Origin of the sequence: Eisenibacter elegans DSM 3317, from assembly GCF_000430505.1 — a bacterium.
In the GTDB taxonomy this organism is placed as follows: Bacteria; Bacteroidota; Bacteroidia; order Cytophagales; family Microscillaceae; genus Eisenibacter; species Eisenibacter elegans.
In genome coordinates, this window is the sequence record NZ_KE387153.1 from 86,734 (window position 1) to 101,267 (window position 14,534).

A 14,534-nucleotide genomic window follows, 5' to 3' on the forward strand; every position below is an offset into this window, starting at 1 on the left:
ACCCTTCACCACTGGCCACATAACCAGCTAAGTGTCTGGAATATTTGCGGGATTTTGTGGCGGGGGAAGTCTTTTTGAAAGCCCTCAAACACATAAGCCAACCACCAAGATATCATCCACCTGAGACTCGTTAGATTCCTTCATCCATTCTTGAATAGTAGTATCTAGAATGATTTTTTGTGTATCAAAAGGATGCGTATGATGCTTTGCGAGCAACTCCACAAAAGTACTTTTCATTAGTTTTTTGCCCTGAGGGCCTCCAAATTGATCGCGATAGCCATCTGTGCTAAGGTACAAGATGGTAGGGCTATCAAGTTTGGGAATATGATGTTTGGTATACTCGCGGACTTTGCCATACTGCTCACCACCGATAGGTTTTTTATCTCCTTTTATCTCTGAAATAACCCCTTTTTGCAAATAAAACAAGCTATTCATCGCTCCTGCAAACGAAATCTGCTCTGGCTCGATAGATACTAGCAAGATGTCCATCCCATCAACATTCATCTTATTGTCTTGGCGCAAAGACTGGTAGATATATCGGTGTAGGGCATTGAGTATCAACTCTGGCGAAGTTATTTTTTCTTGAAATATCACACTGTTAAGTCCTGCAATGGCAAGCATAGACATAAATGCGCCTGGTACTCCGTGGCCGGTGCAGTCTCCTACAGCCAGAATAATTTTATCTTCGACTTGCTCACACCAGTAAAAGTCTCCAGAAACGATATCGCGAGGATGGTAAAGTACAAAAAACTGTTGTTGGAACAAGTCTAGCATTTTTTGCTCGGTGGGTAGCAAAACTCCTTGTATGCGGCTTGCGTAGGTGATGCTAGCCGTTAGGTCTTCATTATTACGCTTGATAACCTCGTTTTGACCCTGTACTACATCAAGCAAGGCCTGCATTTCTTCGCGTTGTTGTTGTAGCTCTTCATTGCTAGCCGATATTTCATCTTGCTTGATGAGTAAATCTTTATTTTGCGCTAATACGATTGCCTGACTCTGGTTTTTTTGACTAACTACATATTCTAGCAAAAAATAAATAATGATGCTGGCTGCCAGCATAATGAATACGAAAAACATAATCTGTATTTCCCTGCTCACCAACGTTTGCTGACTCAACAAGAAGTATTCTATCAACCCCGCAGTTATCAAACAAATAAGGTATAGGTAAAACATTATCCTTGCAACACGGACACGATGAAACATCAGTGCTCCTACTGGCGCAAGCAAAGAAGTGATTCCTACAGCACTCGAACTCATAAACCCTCCCAAGGCTACTTGTGTGCTAAGAGGCAGTAGTAGAATAAGTACCAACTGTATCGTGCGGAAGGTATTGTACTGATTGGTGAAATAAAAATAACCGAGGTTAAGGAAGGAAAGCGTAATGTAAGTACCCACTACTAAGGAACCAGCCCAAATACCAAAAGCTGTAATGTATATAATAGAATAAGGGATGCCAAAAAAACAAGTAAGCAGGATGATCCTAATCAGGCTAACCCGCTGTATACGTTCTTCGGAGTCAAGTGTATTTAGTCGAAATATTTTGGAAATACTTAGCTTCATAATCTAGACTGAATCAATAATTGTAAGTTTTGAGGTTTTAATGTAGATGAAAACTCTGCCTTTACTTGGTCAGGCAAAGGGATTTGCCACTCAAACCTCTGCACAAGGAGCGTTAAGATAGTCTTCATCTCTAACATTGCAAACCGAAATCCAATACATTTACGCCCGCCGATACCAAAAGGAATATATGCGTCTTTGGGTATCGAGGCTTTTTGCTCGGCGGCAAACCTCTCTGGCTCAAATGCGTCGGGGTTTACCCAATAGTTGGGATGCCGATGCAGCATATAAGGAGAAATAAAGACATTGGTGTGTTTACGAATACTAAAACCTTCTACTTGGTCATCGGTTTCGACAGACCTGCTAATCAACCAAGCCGGTGGGTAGAGCCTCATCGCCTCTTGAAGTACCTGTTCGGTATACTCCAAAGCCTCCGTATGCGCCAAAGTAAGGGATTCTGCGCCTACGACGGTATCTATTTCTTGTTGTAGTTTGCGCAAGACCACTGGATGTTTGGCCAGAAGGTAAAGCGTCCAAGCCAAAGAATGAGTGCTTGTATCGGTACCAGCCACAAAGAAAACTTTGATTTCGTCCTTGATATTTTTTTCTGACAAGGCCGGCTTTCCGGTTGCTTCATCTTTGATGTGTTGCAGTAAAGATATAAGTGTATATTGTTGATTTTCAGAGGACTGCCTAGCAATAAGCTCCGTTACTAGGCTATCAAAGGTTCGCATACTGCGTTTTAGCCGTATATTTTTGGGCGTAGGAACAAATAAGGGCAGCGAGATACCTTGTTCTGTTCGTCGTTTGACCTCCACCAACATGAAATCCATTTCGCGGATAAGAGTCTGTATCTCTTGTTCATATAGTCCTGTGCCAAACAATGTCTGAGCGCCGATACTAAAAGCACTGTAGTGGATGTCTTCTACTGCGTTGACAGGCTGATTTTGCGCTGCTGCGGTATCCCATTTTTGACACAATGCGCTGGCTTGTTGGCACATCACCTCAAAATAGCTTTCGATACTTTGTTTATAAAACAGCGGATTAAGTGCCATACGCCTATTTTTCCAGACCTCCCCATTCAAAAAAACCAACCCATCTCCTACAATCTCCTGAGCGGTTTGGTAAAAAATACCTCCCTTGCTGAAGTTTTGAAGATTGGTCTGCATGGCATACTTTATAGCTGAGGCACTGTTGAGATAGGTACAGCGGAGAATGGCCAGCCGAAACTCCACCAAAGGCATATCAAGTGCCTCCAGTTTTTTGAAAAACGCCACAGGGTCTTTACGAAAAAGCCCTGCGCTTCCTAAAGGGTGCCAAGAGCGGAGGTTTGGGCTTGGTTTCATAGGTCTTAGTTTTGCTGCTTTTGGGTAATCAGCCAGATGTAGATGCCGTCAAGTATGGCCGTAACTACACACATACTGAGTAAGAACAAATCGAAAAATTTTAAAAAACAAAACACGCTGATAAGCAAGGTGCCCAAGCCTTTGGCCCAGGCCGCAGGAATAGAGAAGCGCTCCGTGCCGAATAAACGCCACATCAAGGGAATATACAAGGCTGACATCATTACATTGAGGATATAGCCCGAGTTGGCACCCATTTGGGTAACAGGCGCATCATACACTTTGATATAACCATATAACATTACAAACCACGCAGCTAATGCGCCTAAGAATATGTAATGAAAATAGGGCTTCCAGCGCTCAATAGACATTTGCGAAGCACCATACCTAAATGCTCCATATACAATCCAACAGTCCATAAAAAACCAAATACGATACCCCCATACATAGGCTAGCCCCATATTTGTCATAAAGACGAAACTCCACAAGAACTCCCACGCAAAATTGGCCGTAATGGCTATAAAAGGCACTTCGACAAATCGATGTTTTTGGATATTGCTAATGACAATGGCATATACAACGACCCAGCCGATACAACCAATAGCAAAGAATATGTGCTCTGTAAGCGTGTAATCTAGAAGGTTAAACCAAATATTTAGCAACATAATAGTTATTTTGATTTTCTAGGCTTAAAAATACTTCTTAAAAAATCCCAAACAAAATTCGCCCAATTAAGCACATTATACGGAAAGGGCAGCTTTCCTCCAGCCCATGGACGGCCTTTTTGGTATTGTTTATAGTCGTACCAACGATACACACGCAAAACATCTGGCTCTTGAAGAGGCCATACCCCACAATATGTCCCTTTGTAATTGAGACGGCTCAAAATTGCATTTACAGCACGGCGGGCAGCTTCATTAGCCCCTTCCATAGTAGCGAGGTCTGTATGTGTGCGCACATAATCCGAGGCTAACATAAAGTTTTTTATAGCAGTATATGCCTCTGGGCGCAAGCCCCAAGTATTGATTTTATTGACTAGTAGTGGTTCTTCGTTGGTTGTACCCATAGCCACACTATTATTTTGATTAAAGCCTATGTCTCGGTCAAGATAATAGTCTTCAAGCATGTCATCACTCAATAGGGTTTTACCTTCTACATTAAGGCTGAGTTTCAGCTCATTCCACACCTCCTGCTTAACCTCTTCTTTACTGCTGCAATCTGCGGCTTTTTTACCATTCAACCCTGGAGTAAACCAATCAGAAATATCGACAGAAAGAATACCACGTACTCGTCCATTTCCTCGATTGCTAATGTCATAACTAGGCCAAAACTGCAACTGAGAGATAGAAGTCAGCGCCCAAGGAGAATCTGTATAGATAGTATGTCCTCTATTGAGAGGCAGGTCTTTGTTCAAAAAAAACTGTATTCCAGTCATCCAAGCTACATCTTGCGCCAGTTGTGTCAATTGCCCTAGGCTAGGATCAGCTTGCAGCAGGTCTTCATTCAGAAGCGCAGCTATGCGCTCTACGGGCATAGCTGAAATAAAAAAATCGGCGGTTATCTCCTCTTTGACTCCCTCACTATCTTGGATGGTTGCTGAGCGAATCTGGCCATCTTGGTATTTCAACCCAACTACTTCACAGCCGTGATGGTACTGTACCCCTTTTTGTAGCAGGTAGTCTCTCCAAGGATAAAGCCAAGCTTCGTTGGTAGGTTGGTTGAGCACCCTGTCCGCATGAGCTTTAGGATTGGCCATTAAAAATAACAACTGTAACAGGATATTACCGCCTGTTTTGGTGCTGACTTCCTCGGCCTTAGCGGCTACCAATGTGCGTGTAAGCCCACCCACAAAGTATTGTTGATATGCTTTACTGCGCGCAGCGGCTTCTGTAAACTCCCACCAAGAAATGCGTTCATACTCATCAGCTCTACGCTCAAAGCTGCTGCTCATCAGTTGCCACAGTTTGGAGGCAAAAAAGCTAGCATCTTCATGTGTAAGCCCTGTAACCTCTGGGGCTTCTACAAAAGCAAAGAGCATCAGCTCCAAGTCTTTCAAGGACTTGGGGAAATTGACCAAGGTTAGTAAGGGAGGTTTGCCAAAGCTGGCCATCATAGCTGTTTGGGAGAACACCAAATTATCTGCACAATGCCCCCCTCTGCCAGTAGGTGTACGTTGCATCGTGTCTGTAATGTGTTTGTAAAACCCTGGGAAGAAGCGAAATCCGTGCTCCCCTGGCAGGGGTAACGCATATGGACTGGAGCCCTCTCCAAAATAATCGACACTGCGAGCTTTACCGCCTACATATTGGGCTTGTTTTTCATAAACAAGCACTTCAAAGCCGCGTTCTATCAGTTCGTGCGCGGCACTCATCCCTGCAACTCCACCTCCCAAAATAACGATGCGTGTATTGCTCATATATGCGTGTATTGCTCATACAGATGTATGATTAGCATGCAAATATACACAAACATCAAGCGAAGTGCCGTTTTTGTGAAATTTTATTTTTCAAAAAAACAGCTTGGCAGTCCTATCCTTGTTTGCGCCCTAGAAAGTACGATTCTTTCAGTATCTTGTCATCATAAGTTACTATTTCGTAACCTTGTTTTTGTTGGTATTCGAAGTAGCTGAGTAGGCCAAAATCGCCAGCACAACAAGAAGTATGGGCTGCCAAGATGGTAATCAGGGTCAAAACCCACGGCCCACTGACCCAAGGCAACAACAGGAGTAAAGCGATGCTGATACATACGAAAGGTGCAAGTGCAACAACCCGAAATGCCCTTCCATTGATGACAAACTTATCGGCTAGCGCCATAAAAATGAAGTTTTTCCAATCCACATCAAAAGAGGTGTGTCGTGCGCCTTGGCTTTTATAGGCTAGGGCGTGGATGTATTCGTGTATGGGGATAATCGGGATAAAGCATAGGCCAATACCATAGCCGATATGGAGCAAAATAATACTCCAGTGAAGGGATACCGCGCTCCAACCAATCGCCACTCCCCAAAGAGCAATCGCACCAATATTGAGCGCCGTAAAACTACGTGCATACCAAGTAGGCTGGCGCATATACGTTTGGATAAAGGGGAGCATATCCATATGCGAGAGTTTGTCGATGAGCTCAAACCCCTCTTGAGCTAGTGTATCAGGTGTATAGGTGGTGTTGTTCATTGCTTGTTTTAATTTGCGTGTGTGGTTTTTACGTAGCCATATAGCCCCCATTGTTGCGCCAACGCTACCCCCAGCCCACACAGGAGCCCGAAGCTTAACCCATGGAGGCTAAATTGCCATACTGGATGTTGAAGCCAGTCAAGGCCATCTAAGCGCTTGAATATTTGCGCCAAAGCTCCATACAATAGCAGCGCCAGCAGCACCCGCAACAGGCGTTGTACCCAAGTAGCATTGTCTTGCGGAAACCCTCGATGAGATAACCACAAAAACACCAAATTGGCTCCCATCAACTGCCCGCCAATAACCACCTGACCCAAAAGCGCAATCGCTAGAGGAGATAGTAGCAGATACAAAACCCATATATCACTGATTTTGAGCGCATTGACTCTATCCCAAAGACTCAATCTTTCCTGTGCCTTGGGATGAAGGCATAAGGTATAAGCCAAGGCCACAATGAGGCTTCCAATGGCCAAACCACCTAATACATCGGCCAGAAAATGTTGCCCAACAAACATCCGCGCCCAAGGCATCAGTACAATCACACCTAATGCCAGCCAAATCAGCCAACGCCATTGTCTAAAAGCCAAGGCCCAAGCGCCAAAGAAAGCAGTAGCGCCACTGACGTGCCCCGACGGAAAACCGTAGGAGGCCATCTTTTGTGCTTGGTAATACGCCAAAACCTCGGGAGGGAGCGGTGCCCAAAAACTAGGAGCACCCGAACGCAGAAACTGGGTGTTGGGATTGTTGTAGTTTGTTTCGAGTACTTTCAAGCTGTAGTCTACATCTATCGGGCGGGGCAAACGCAGCCAATCTTTGAGCCATACCGTAATGGTGGCATTCCAAACAACTACGTGTAGGAGCACAAAGCCTCGTTTGAAATCTACCCCAAAAATCAACACAAAAAGTATCAGTAGATAAAAGGTCTTGTAGCCTAGAGCATTGATGCCATTGGCAAAAGCCACCACAAAAGGATGAGCCAAGGTTTGTAGGGCGTGGTGTAGTTCGGTTTGAAACATAAAGAAACGGCATAGGTTAGCTAGGCCAAACTTACAAACTTCTGATTACCTTTGCAAAGCTCCTCTCTGTTGGCTGCCTGAGACCTGAGCTCCAGACCACTTGCCAACGCCTACACACGCCTGTGTCTGTATGCCCACAGACACTTGATAAAAAAAGACATTTCTAACGAACCCTAGCAGTCCGATACTTGTTCTAAGAGATAAGCTTTGGCGAAAAGTCAAAGCAGCACGGGAATGTGCGAGGGCTTTTGGAACCCTTTTTTATTTCCCCAAATTCTCTTTACACATCATTTTACCACATTCTCTTATGAGCAAACACGGAAGAGTGTTGGTAGCCATGAGCGGCGGTATCGACAGCTCCCTAGCAGCCGTAATGTTGCACGAACAAGGCTACGAAGTCATCGGGATGACGATGAAAACTTGGGATTATGCCTCCTCAGGGGGGACAAAGAAAGAAACAGGTTGCTGTAGCCTCGATTCAATCAACGATGCACGCAACGTATCGGTCTCGCTCGGTTTTCCACACTATATCTTGGATATTCGGAATGAGTTTGGCGACTATGTCATCGACCACTTCACCAACGAGTATCTCGACGGGCGCACGCCCAATCCCTGCGTATTGTGTAATACCCATATCAAGTGGGATGCGCTCTTGCGCCGAGCAGACAAGCTCGATTGCCAATGGATTGCCACAGGGCACTATGCCAATCTGCGCCAAGAAAACGGACGCTATGTTATCTCCAAAGGGTTGGACGAAAACAAAGATCAGTCTTATGCGCTCTGGGGTGTTTCGCAAGAAAGCCTCGCCCGTACTATACTGCCTCTGGGTAAGTTTCGCAAGACCGAAATCCGCCAAATGGCTGCCGACCATGGCTTTATGGAATTGGTCAATAAGCCGGAATCTTACGAAATCTGTTTTGTGCCCGACAACGACTACCGGGGCTTTCTCAAGCGCCGCCTACCTAACTTAGAACGCGAAGTGGCCGGAGGCGATTTTGTACTCGAAGATGGCACTGTCGTAGGCAAACACGAAGGGTATCCCTTCTACACTGTTGGTCAGCGCAAGGGTTTGGGTATTGCCCTAGGCTACCCCGTATTCGTAACGGCCATTGACAAGGTGCACAACCGCGTGGTATTGGGGACACGCCAAGGGCTAGAACGCGATGGTTTGGTGGCTCGGCAGCTCAATTTGGTCAAATATGCAGACCTCAAAGGCCGACAGCTCGAAACCATCACCAAGGTACGCTACAACGATGACGGCACGCCAGCCATCATCAGCCAAACCGATGAAGACGAGATGACCGTGCTCTTCCACGAACCCGTAGAGGCCATTGCTCCGGGACAAGCTGCAGTGTTTTATGAAGGCGATGACCTCGTTGGCGGCGGCTGGATTCATCAAAACTTCAAACAAGAGGCTTTGTAAACCCATTTGCTCACCCTACTACCCAAAATTTGTAGGGTGGGCTACTTTTATGTGCGTATTGTTACAAACATCCTTGGTAAAACCGCTTTCTTTGTACCTTTACACGCCGATTTACCTCATTCCCCAAAATACTATGAACAACCCTCCTCGTGTAGGCTTGTTGCCGGCCTTATGGCAACAAAAATGCCCGCGCTGTCGCCAAGGCAATATGTTTACCCATACCGGTTGGAGTTTTACGCATTTTGCGAAGATGCACACCCACTGTAGCGAATGCGGATTGCGTTATGAGCGAGAACCTCGCTTTTTTGATGGAGCTATGTATATAAGTTATGCTTTTTCGGTAGCCACTTTTGTTAGCTTTAGCTTGGCTACATATATCATCGGGATGGTCATATTTGGCACCAACCCACCCGTTTGGGTGTATATGTTGGTTGTAACGATGGCGACCTTGTTTTGGTCTCGTTTTTCGCTGCGCTACTCCCGCACGCTGATGCTTTATATCTTCGGAGATGTACAGTATGACCCAGACCGTCTTTCTGATAAACATAAAGCTTAGTTCAATAACACAAGTATATAACAAAAAGGCATCCCATTGTCCTAGTTTCGGAACAATGAGATGCTTTTTAGTATTTGGTGTGGGCTATGCCTGTTTACAACAAAGGCAACAAATGATTCCACCCCAGCAGGGCGGCAAAATCACGGGCGGTATGGCCGCTGTTAGTCTGAGCATGTTTGTCTGCTCCCATTGCCAACAATACCTCTATAGAGGTTCTGTTGCCGGCGATGGTCTCCCGATGCAACAAAGTGTAACCCAAGTCATCGCGGGCGGTCAGCTCGGTAGGATAGTTTTGGATAAACTCCACCAAGGACTCACGCATATTGATGCTCATAGGATGCTCTACTAGATTTTCGGGATTGATATCTTGCCCAGACACCACCAAGACATTGTCATAATCCCCAAATTCAAACCCCCAAGCCTCGTCGTGGGTTATTCGCTCTGCTTCATCCATTTCCGAGCGCATTGCGTGAATGCTGAAACCGCCATATGTTTGGTTGCCAATCGCAAACAACCAATCGCTGATTTGTGTCAGCGGTATCGCCACTCGGTCACCTAATCGGACATTGTCGATAGATTGTGGCTCGTTAATCAGCGTTCCGCTGATATTGAATCCATCAAAATCTATCTCATTAATCCACATATGCTCTACAGTAGGTGTGGGGTCGTCAAGGATTTGTTGAAAGGCTACTTTCACACAGGCTATCGTCAGCCCTGGTACAATTCGGCGATACTCCCACGACAGCTCTCTCCAAAAATATTTGAACGTATCTTGGGCTTGTTGGAAGGCTGCCAACATTTTTGGATGCTCGCCATCGGCAAAAAAAATCTTAGTTTCAGACATTATAGTATGATTTAAGGAAAATAGTTTTGACCCGTAAAGCTATTGCCAAGACCCATCGAAGGCAAGGGCTCACCCCAAAATGGGGCTTTTTATACGTTTTGGCATTTGTTTCACACCTCTAAGCCTGTCTTTTAGGTTGCCAATGGTTGCTTGCCACGGGTTTTATTATCCCTAATCAAAAACTCTATGTCTCTTTGATAATCAATCCCAAGGCTTGGAACATAACATCACGCACTACAATCTGTCGTAACGGTATCAATCATCCATAAATACCATTTTTGCTGATGTTTGATTAGGTAAAACACCAAGCTATGCCCTTTTTTAGAGGCCCATACCAAGCGTCGTGCGCTTTTTTCGGTAGCGGCGAGCGCCTCTATGGTTTTGGGCTTAATAGGGTCCTCGCGATAAGTTACCAAATTACGGGTAGTGGTAGAAAGCAGTCTGTCGACAGCAGTAGTGTCACAATAAAACCCTTGTTTGCTCCACAACAGGCTATCACAGTCGAAGGCAGGAAGGCTTTCGTAGCGTAGGGTAAAATCATCGGTTAGCTCATAAGACAACACCGCACGCAGGTATACATTCTCCCAGTCGAGGCTGACCATCTTGGTATATTCATCAAATACCCCCGCCCTGAAAAGCAAATACACTCCCTGATCCGCAGCAACCAAAGATTGAATGGCCACCGTATCTTTGTTGCGGAAAGCTTCCAATACTTGAAAAGCAACTTGTTCAAAATCATCTTGTGTTGACTGTCGGCCTGATGGTTGGCAGGCGCTCTGAAGCCCCAAGGCCCAACAACACCACAAGACAGCGACCATATGAAGGGGGATGCGAATCATAAAATATGATGGAATAAGGTGTACTCAAACAAACGATAAAATCTCCAATCCGTCAGGCCCCTGCACTGCTAGCTTGCCCAATGGGCGGCTATAGGCCAAGAGCGGAAGCGTGTGCTCAATATAATGGATGATGGCCGAGCATTGTTGGCCACTGAAAATATCTTCAACCTTGGCCACCACCTCACCTGTGTGTAGGTCTATCACTTTGGGATACCCAAATACATCCCAACAATAACGCTCGTTGATGGCATAAAGTGTTCCTAATTGGCAGGCTGCGGGCACAGCACCACTCACCGTATTGGTAGGCAAATGCCAGATAGCGAGATGGTCAGGCGGTACTGTGGGCAGTTGCTCATCATCAAAACCCTCCTCTGCGGAGGCATACAACACCACACGTTCATCATCGATAAAGCTGGCGGTACAAATTTCGGAGCCAAAGCTGTTGGGAACAAACAACCCTTGGTCGAGCAGGCAGGGGTTGGCCAAGCAGGCCGCCACCTCAAAAGCTTCTACTACATCCCAAGGTTGCCATACCCAAGCCTTGCTGAGGAGGTAACGTCCATTGGGGCTTAGTTCTAGTCGTGAGTGGAAAATATCTTGTGGCTGGCGCTCCACGCTATCCGTCAGGATTTCACCTGTTTCTACATCCTCAAAATCGAGGCGGTTATAGTCCTTAGGGCAATGTGCGAGCAGCACCTGCCCAGTATCCGTTGTAATAAAAGCCGCCGGATATTCATATACCTCGGCTTGGTAGTAGCTCCGGTTGATTTCGCGCAACACCTCTCCTTCTTTGAGCAGCAGCCCTTTGGTGCCGAGTTTTTTGTACAAAAAAACGTACTTGCCTGCCGTCGTACTGATGGCGCTATCGAAGCCAAAAGCAAAGTGGTACTTTTGTAGTTGCTCCGAAGCACCATCGGGCGCATAGGCTGTGCCGGCAGCACCCCAATCCATTATCCTGTCTCGAAACCAGTCCATCGTGCCGAGCTTGGTTCTCTGGAGTGTCTGCCGGTGTATACTACGCATCATCAGCTGCTTTTTCGAGGGTAATTGCCAGGTTTTTTCCCGTTCGAGCCTGAGCGCTTTTTCTTAAAATGCCCTTTATTGCCTCCCCTACGGCGCTCTCCCGGAGCTTGTACAGGCGGCGCCTCACCAATGTACTCAGGCAAATCGAAGCGGGTGATTTCCTTACCAAGGAAAGCCTCAATGGCATAAAAGTCTTGCTGCTCACGCTCTCCCACAAAGGTAAAGGCATAGCCCTCTGATTCTGCACGAGCCGTACGCCCTACACGATGGACGTAGTCGTCGATATTGGTAGGCACTTCATAATTGATGACCAAGTCGATGCCCTGCACATCGAGCCCCCGAGCGATGATGTCTGTTCCGACCAATACCCGAAACTGTTTGTTCTTAAACTCACGGATAATGTCTTCGCGCTCGCTTTGCTCCAAATCGGACTGAATGCCGCGCACGCTATGCCCAAGATTAGCCAAGGCCGAAGCCAAGGCCTTGACTTGTTCTTTGCGTTTGCTAAACACAATGACGGCCTTGAAGTGCTCGTGTACCCGCAGGATATGATGCAACAGCGGGGTTTTCTGTTGGTCATATACCCAATAGCTGGCCTGTGTGATACTCTCCGCAGGCTTGGCGATGGCTAGGCTGATTTCTTGAGGTGTTTGTAGGATTTCGTTGGCCAGCGTGCGAATTTTTGGGGGCATCGTCGCCGAGAAGAGCAAAGTCTGGCGATTTTTGGGCAAAAACGAGATAATGCGGACAATATCCTCATAAAAACCCATATCGAGCATCTTGTCGGCCTCATCCAAGACGAGGTGCTCTAGGGTATCGAAGCGGGCATAGCCTAGGTTGAGGTGAGAGATGAGCTTACCCGGCGTAGCAACCACAATATCAACCCCTTCGCTAAGAGCTTTTTTCTGTTGGCTAAAGGAAGCCGAATCGCTCCCGCCATACATTGCAATGGTACTGACAGGGGTAAAATACGACAAGCCTTCGAGCATTTGGTCTATCTGAATGACCAGCTCCCGCGTTGGTACAATGATGAGCGTATTGATGCCGCCTTGTGGCCGTTGGTCGCGCCCAGTAACAATCTTATGAAGGATGGGCAGCAAGAAGGCTGCCGTTTTGCCTGTGCCGGTTTGGGCACAGGCCACCAAATCGTGCTTGGCTAGCACTACCGGAATGGCTTCGGCCTGAATAGGAGTCGCTTCTTTGAAGCCAATGGCCTCCAGTCCTTGTAGCAGCTCAGAGTGAAGGGCTAAATCTGTAAAAGTCAAAATATCTCGCGTTTTATGTGAAATGACAAAGAAGTCAGTGTTACCAACCTAATTGACGAGGTGGGCTGTATTAGCGCCTCTCTATCGGTCGAAGTCAAAGATAACCAAAAGCCTCTAAAGGGCAAAAGTAACATCCAAGCAAAAATAAATGTCCTGAGCACACGGGGTTTTCGCACCTCGTTCGACAGGCTGTGTTTGTTTGGTTTTGCCCTGCCAAAAGCCTACTTTTGACAAAGGCGACACCACTCTAGAACCTCTCATCATATGTCTCTCACAACAAATCTGTGTTCATTGCTTATGAAAACTGCCTACCCGTTTCATTTTACTCCCTTCTGTCTGGCTGTTGTGCTGCTTTTGGGGAATGGCCTCTTTGCCCAAACACCCAAGGCCAGTCTTGACAGCCTCTGCGAGCAATTTCGCCAAGCGCATCAGATTCCGGCTCTAGCCGTCGCTTGGGTTACGGAGAATAACTTGGTACTGCACCAAAGCGGCGTATTGTACAAAGGAAGCGTGCAGCCGCTCACCGATGCCTCTATGTTTCACTTAGGCTCTAATACCAAGGCCATCACGGCTTGGCTGGCACTCAAACTAGTAGAAACACAAAAGATAAACCTCGACACACGCTTTTTGTCGCTTTTCCCCGAAATGATGTCCACCGCCGATACGGCCTACCATCACATCAGCCTACAGGATTTGCTTGCACACAAGGCCCGCATACAACCCTACACCGCTGGGTTGGCGTTTTTGAAACTCCCCGAGGAGGCTCGACAAACGCGCCAAGCTTTTGCAGCTTTCGTACTACAAGAGCCTCCTGCTGCTCCCGATACTTACTCCAACGCAGGCTACGCTTTGGCGGCTTTGATGCTCGAAAAAGCCTCCGGAATGAACTATGAAGCACTGCTAGCGCACACATTCAACACCCTGAATTGGCGGTATACGTGGGGGTTTCCCAACAAGCTCGATTCGCAAGTACACCCTTGGGGGCATTGGCCTGCCGATGGCAACCCTACCGCCCCCGACCATCTTTATGCCCTACTTCCGGTAGTAGCTCCTGCTGGAGACTTGGCAATGCCCCTCGCCGATTATGCCCGATTTATACAGCAAAACCTGTTAGGCCTTGACGACAAAGATGACTACCTCAGCAGAGCACATTATACCTATCAACATTATGGCCTAAGCCCCTACAGCCTCGGATGGGCCAACTTTTTGCTCGAACACGACAGCCGTGTAAGTTTTCATAATGGTAGTGCCGGTACTTTTTTCTGCCAAACCTATTTGTATCCCGATGAGGGCTTTGGAATAATTATTATGTTTAATGAAGCCGCTTCCCAACAAATTCAGGCTTTAGAAAACTTTCGGGAAGCCCTTATCCACGCACTGTACCGATAAAAGGTATTTTCCTTGGGATACAGCCTTTTTTGAGTACGCCTTTAGAGCTTGTCTAAAATTCTCTTCATCGACACCAAAACGCCGCTTTTTGGCTGCTACTTCGTTAAAAATA

At 46.6% G+C, this 14,534-nt stretch carries 13 protein-coding genes; 3 read left to right on the plus strand and 10 right to left on the minus strand.

All coding sequences use genetic code 11. The annotated features are described in order from the left end of the window. Positions 1 to 84: 84 nt before the first annotated feature. From G499_RS0114025 to G499_RS21265, 6 genes are all read right to left on the minus strand, one after another. Positions 85 to 1,560, minus strand: a complete 1,476-nt coding sequence (locus G499_RS0114025) for a PP2C family protein-serine/threonine phosphatase (RefSeq protein ID WP_027000464.1) — start codon at positions 1,558 to 1,560, stop codon at positions 85 to 87. Beyond that, complete coding sequence (locus G499_RS0114030) at positions 1,557 to 2,903, minus strand: cytochrome P450 (protein WP_027000465.1); 1,347 nt, start codon at positions 2,901 to 2,903, stop codon at positions 1,557 to 1,559. The genes G499_RS0114025 and G499_RS0114030 overlap by 4 nt, the downstream gene beginning before the upstream one ends. 5 nt (positions 2,904 to 2,908) lie before the next feature. After that, on the minus strand, positions 2,909 to 3,565 hold the full coding sequence (locus G499_RS0114035; RefSeq protein WP_027000466.1) for a transmembrane-type terpene cyclase: 657 nt from the start codon (positions 3,563 to 3,565) through the stop codon (positions 2,909 to 2,911). A 5-nt stretch (positions 3,566 to 3,570) separates the two neighbouring features. Continuing rightward, positions 3,571 to 5,316, minus strand: coding sequence for a hydroxysqualene dehydroxylase (locus tag G499_RS20110; RefSeq protein WP_051296273.1), 1,746 nt, complete (start codon positions 5,314 to 5,316; stop codon positions 3,571 to 3,573). Positions 5,317 to 5,428: 112 nt separating this feature from the next. After that, positions 5,429 to 6,067 (minus strand): DUF3267 domain-containing protein, encoded by a 639-nt coding sequence (locus G499_RS0114045; protein WP_027000467.1) that lies wholly within the window; start codon positions 6,065 to 6,067, stop codon positions 5,429 to 5,431. Positions 6,068 to 6,075: 8 nt separating this feature from the next. Continuing rightward, entirely contained in the window at positions 6,076 to 7,083 is a 1,008-nt protein-coding gene (locus tag G499_RS21265) for a phosphatase PAP2 family protein (RefSeq protein ID WP_027000468.1), read from the minus strand. Between the two features lie 307 nt (positions 7,084 to 7,390). Here G499_RS21265 and mnmA point away from each other — a divergent pair, with 307 nt between their 5' ends. Together mnmA and G499_RS0114060 are read left to right on the plus strand one after the other, a co-directional pair. Beyond that, a complete protein-coding gene (gene mnmA / locus G499_RS0114055) occupies positions 7,391 to 8,506 on the plus strand; it encodes a tRNA 2-thiouridine(34) synthase MnmA (RefSeq protein WP_027000469.1) in 1,116 nt (371 codons plus the stop codon). A gap of 133 nt (positions 8,507 to 8,639) precedes the next feature. After that, positions 8,640 to 9,062: a DUF983 domain-containing protein gene (locus G499_RS0114060; protein ID WP_035727785.1), complete on the plus strand. Its 423-nt coding sequence runs from the start codon at positions 8,640 to 8,642 to the stop codon at positions 9,060 to 9,062. Between the two features lie 94 nt (positions 9,063 to 9,156). On the opposite strand, the gene G499_RS0114065 is transcribed toward G499_RS0114060, so the two are convergent. The 4 genes from G499_RS0114065 to G499_RS20125 form a co-directional block, all read right to left on the minus strand. After that, on the minus strand, positions 9,157 to 9,906 hold the full coding sequence (locus G499_RS0114065; protein ID WP_027000471.1) for a DUF2314 domain-containing protein: 750 nt from the start codon (positions 9,904 to 9,906) through the stop codon (positions 9,157 to 9,159). A gap of 227 nt (positions 9,907 to 10,133) precedes the next feature. After that, entirely contained in the window at positions 10,134 to 10,745 is a 612-nt protein-coding gene (locus tag G499_RS0114070) for a hypothetical protein (RefSeq protein ID WP_027000472.1), read from the minus strand. Positions 10,746 to 10,769: 24 nt separating this feature from the next. Further along, positions 10,770 to 11,771 (minus strand): hypothetical protein, encoded by a 1,002-nt coding sequence (locus G499_RS20120; RefSeq protein ID WP_154658468.1) that lies wholly within the window; start codon positions 11,769 to 11,771, stop codon positions 10,770 to 10,772. Further along, a complete protein-coding gene (locus G499_RS20125; RefSeq protein WP_035727679.1) occupies positions 11,771 to 13,033 on the minus strand; it encodes a DEAD/DEAH box helicase in 1,263 nt (420 codons plus the stop codon). The genes G499_RS20120 and G499_RS20125 overlap by 1 nt, the downstream gene beginning before the upstream one ends. Before the next feature lie 297 nt (positions 13,034 to 13,330). Between G499_RS20125 and G499_RS20130 the strand changes: the two genes are divergently transcribed. Then, complete coding sequence (locus G499_RS20130) at positions 13,331 to 14,422, plus strand: serine hydrolase domain-containing protein (RefSeq protein ID WP_051296275.1); 1,092 nt, start codon at positions 13,331 to 13,333, stop codon at positions 14,420 to 14,422. Positions 14,423 to 14,534: the final 112 nt, after the last annotated feature.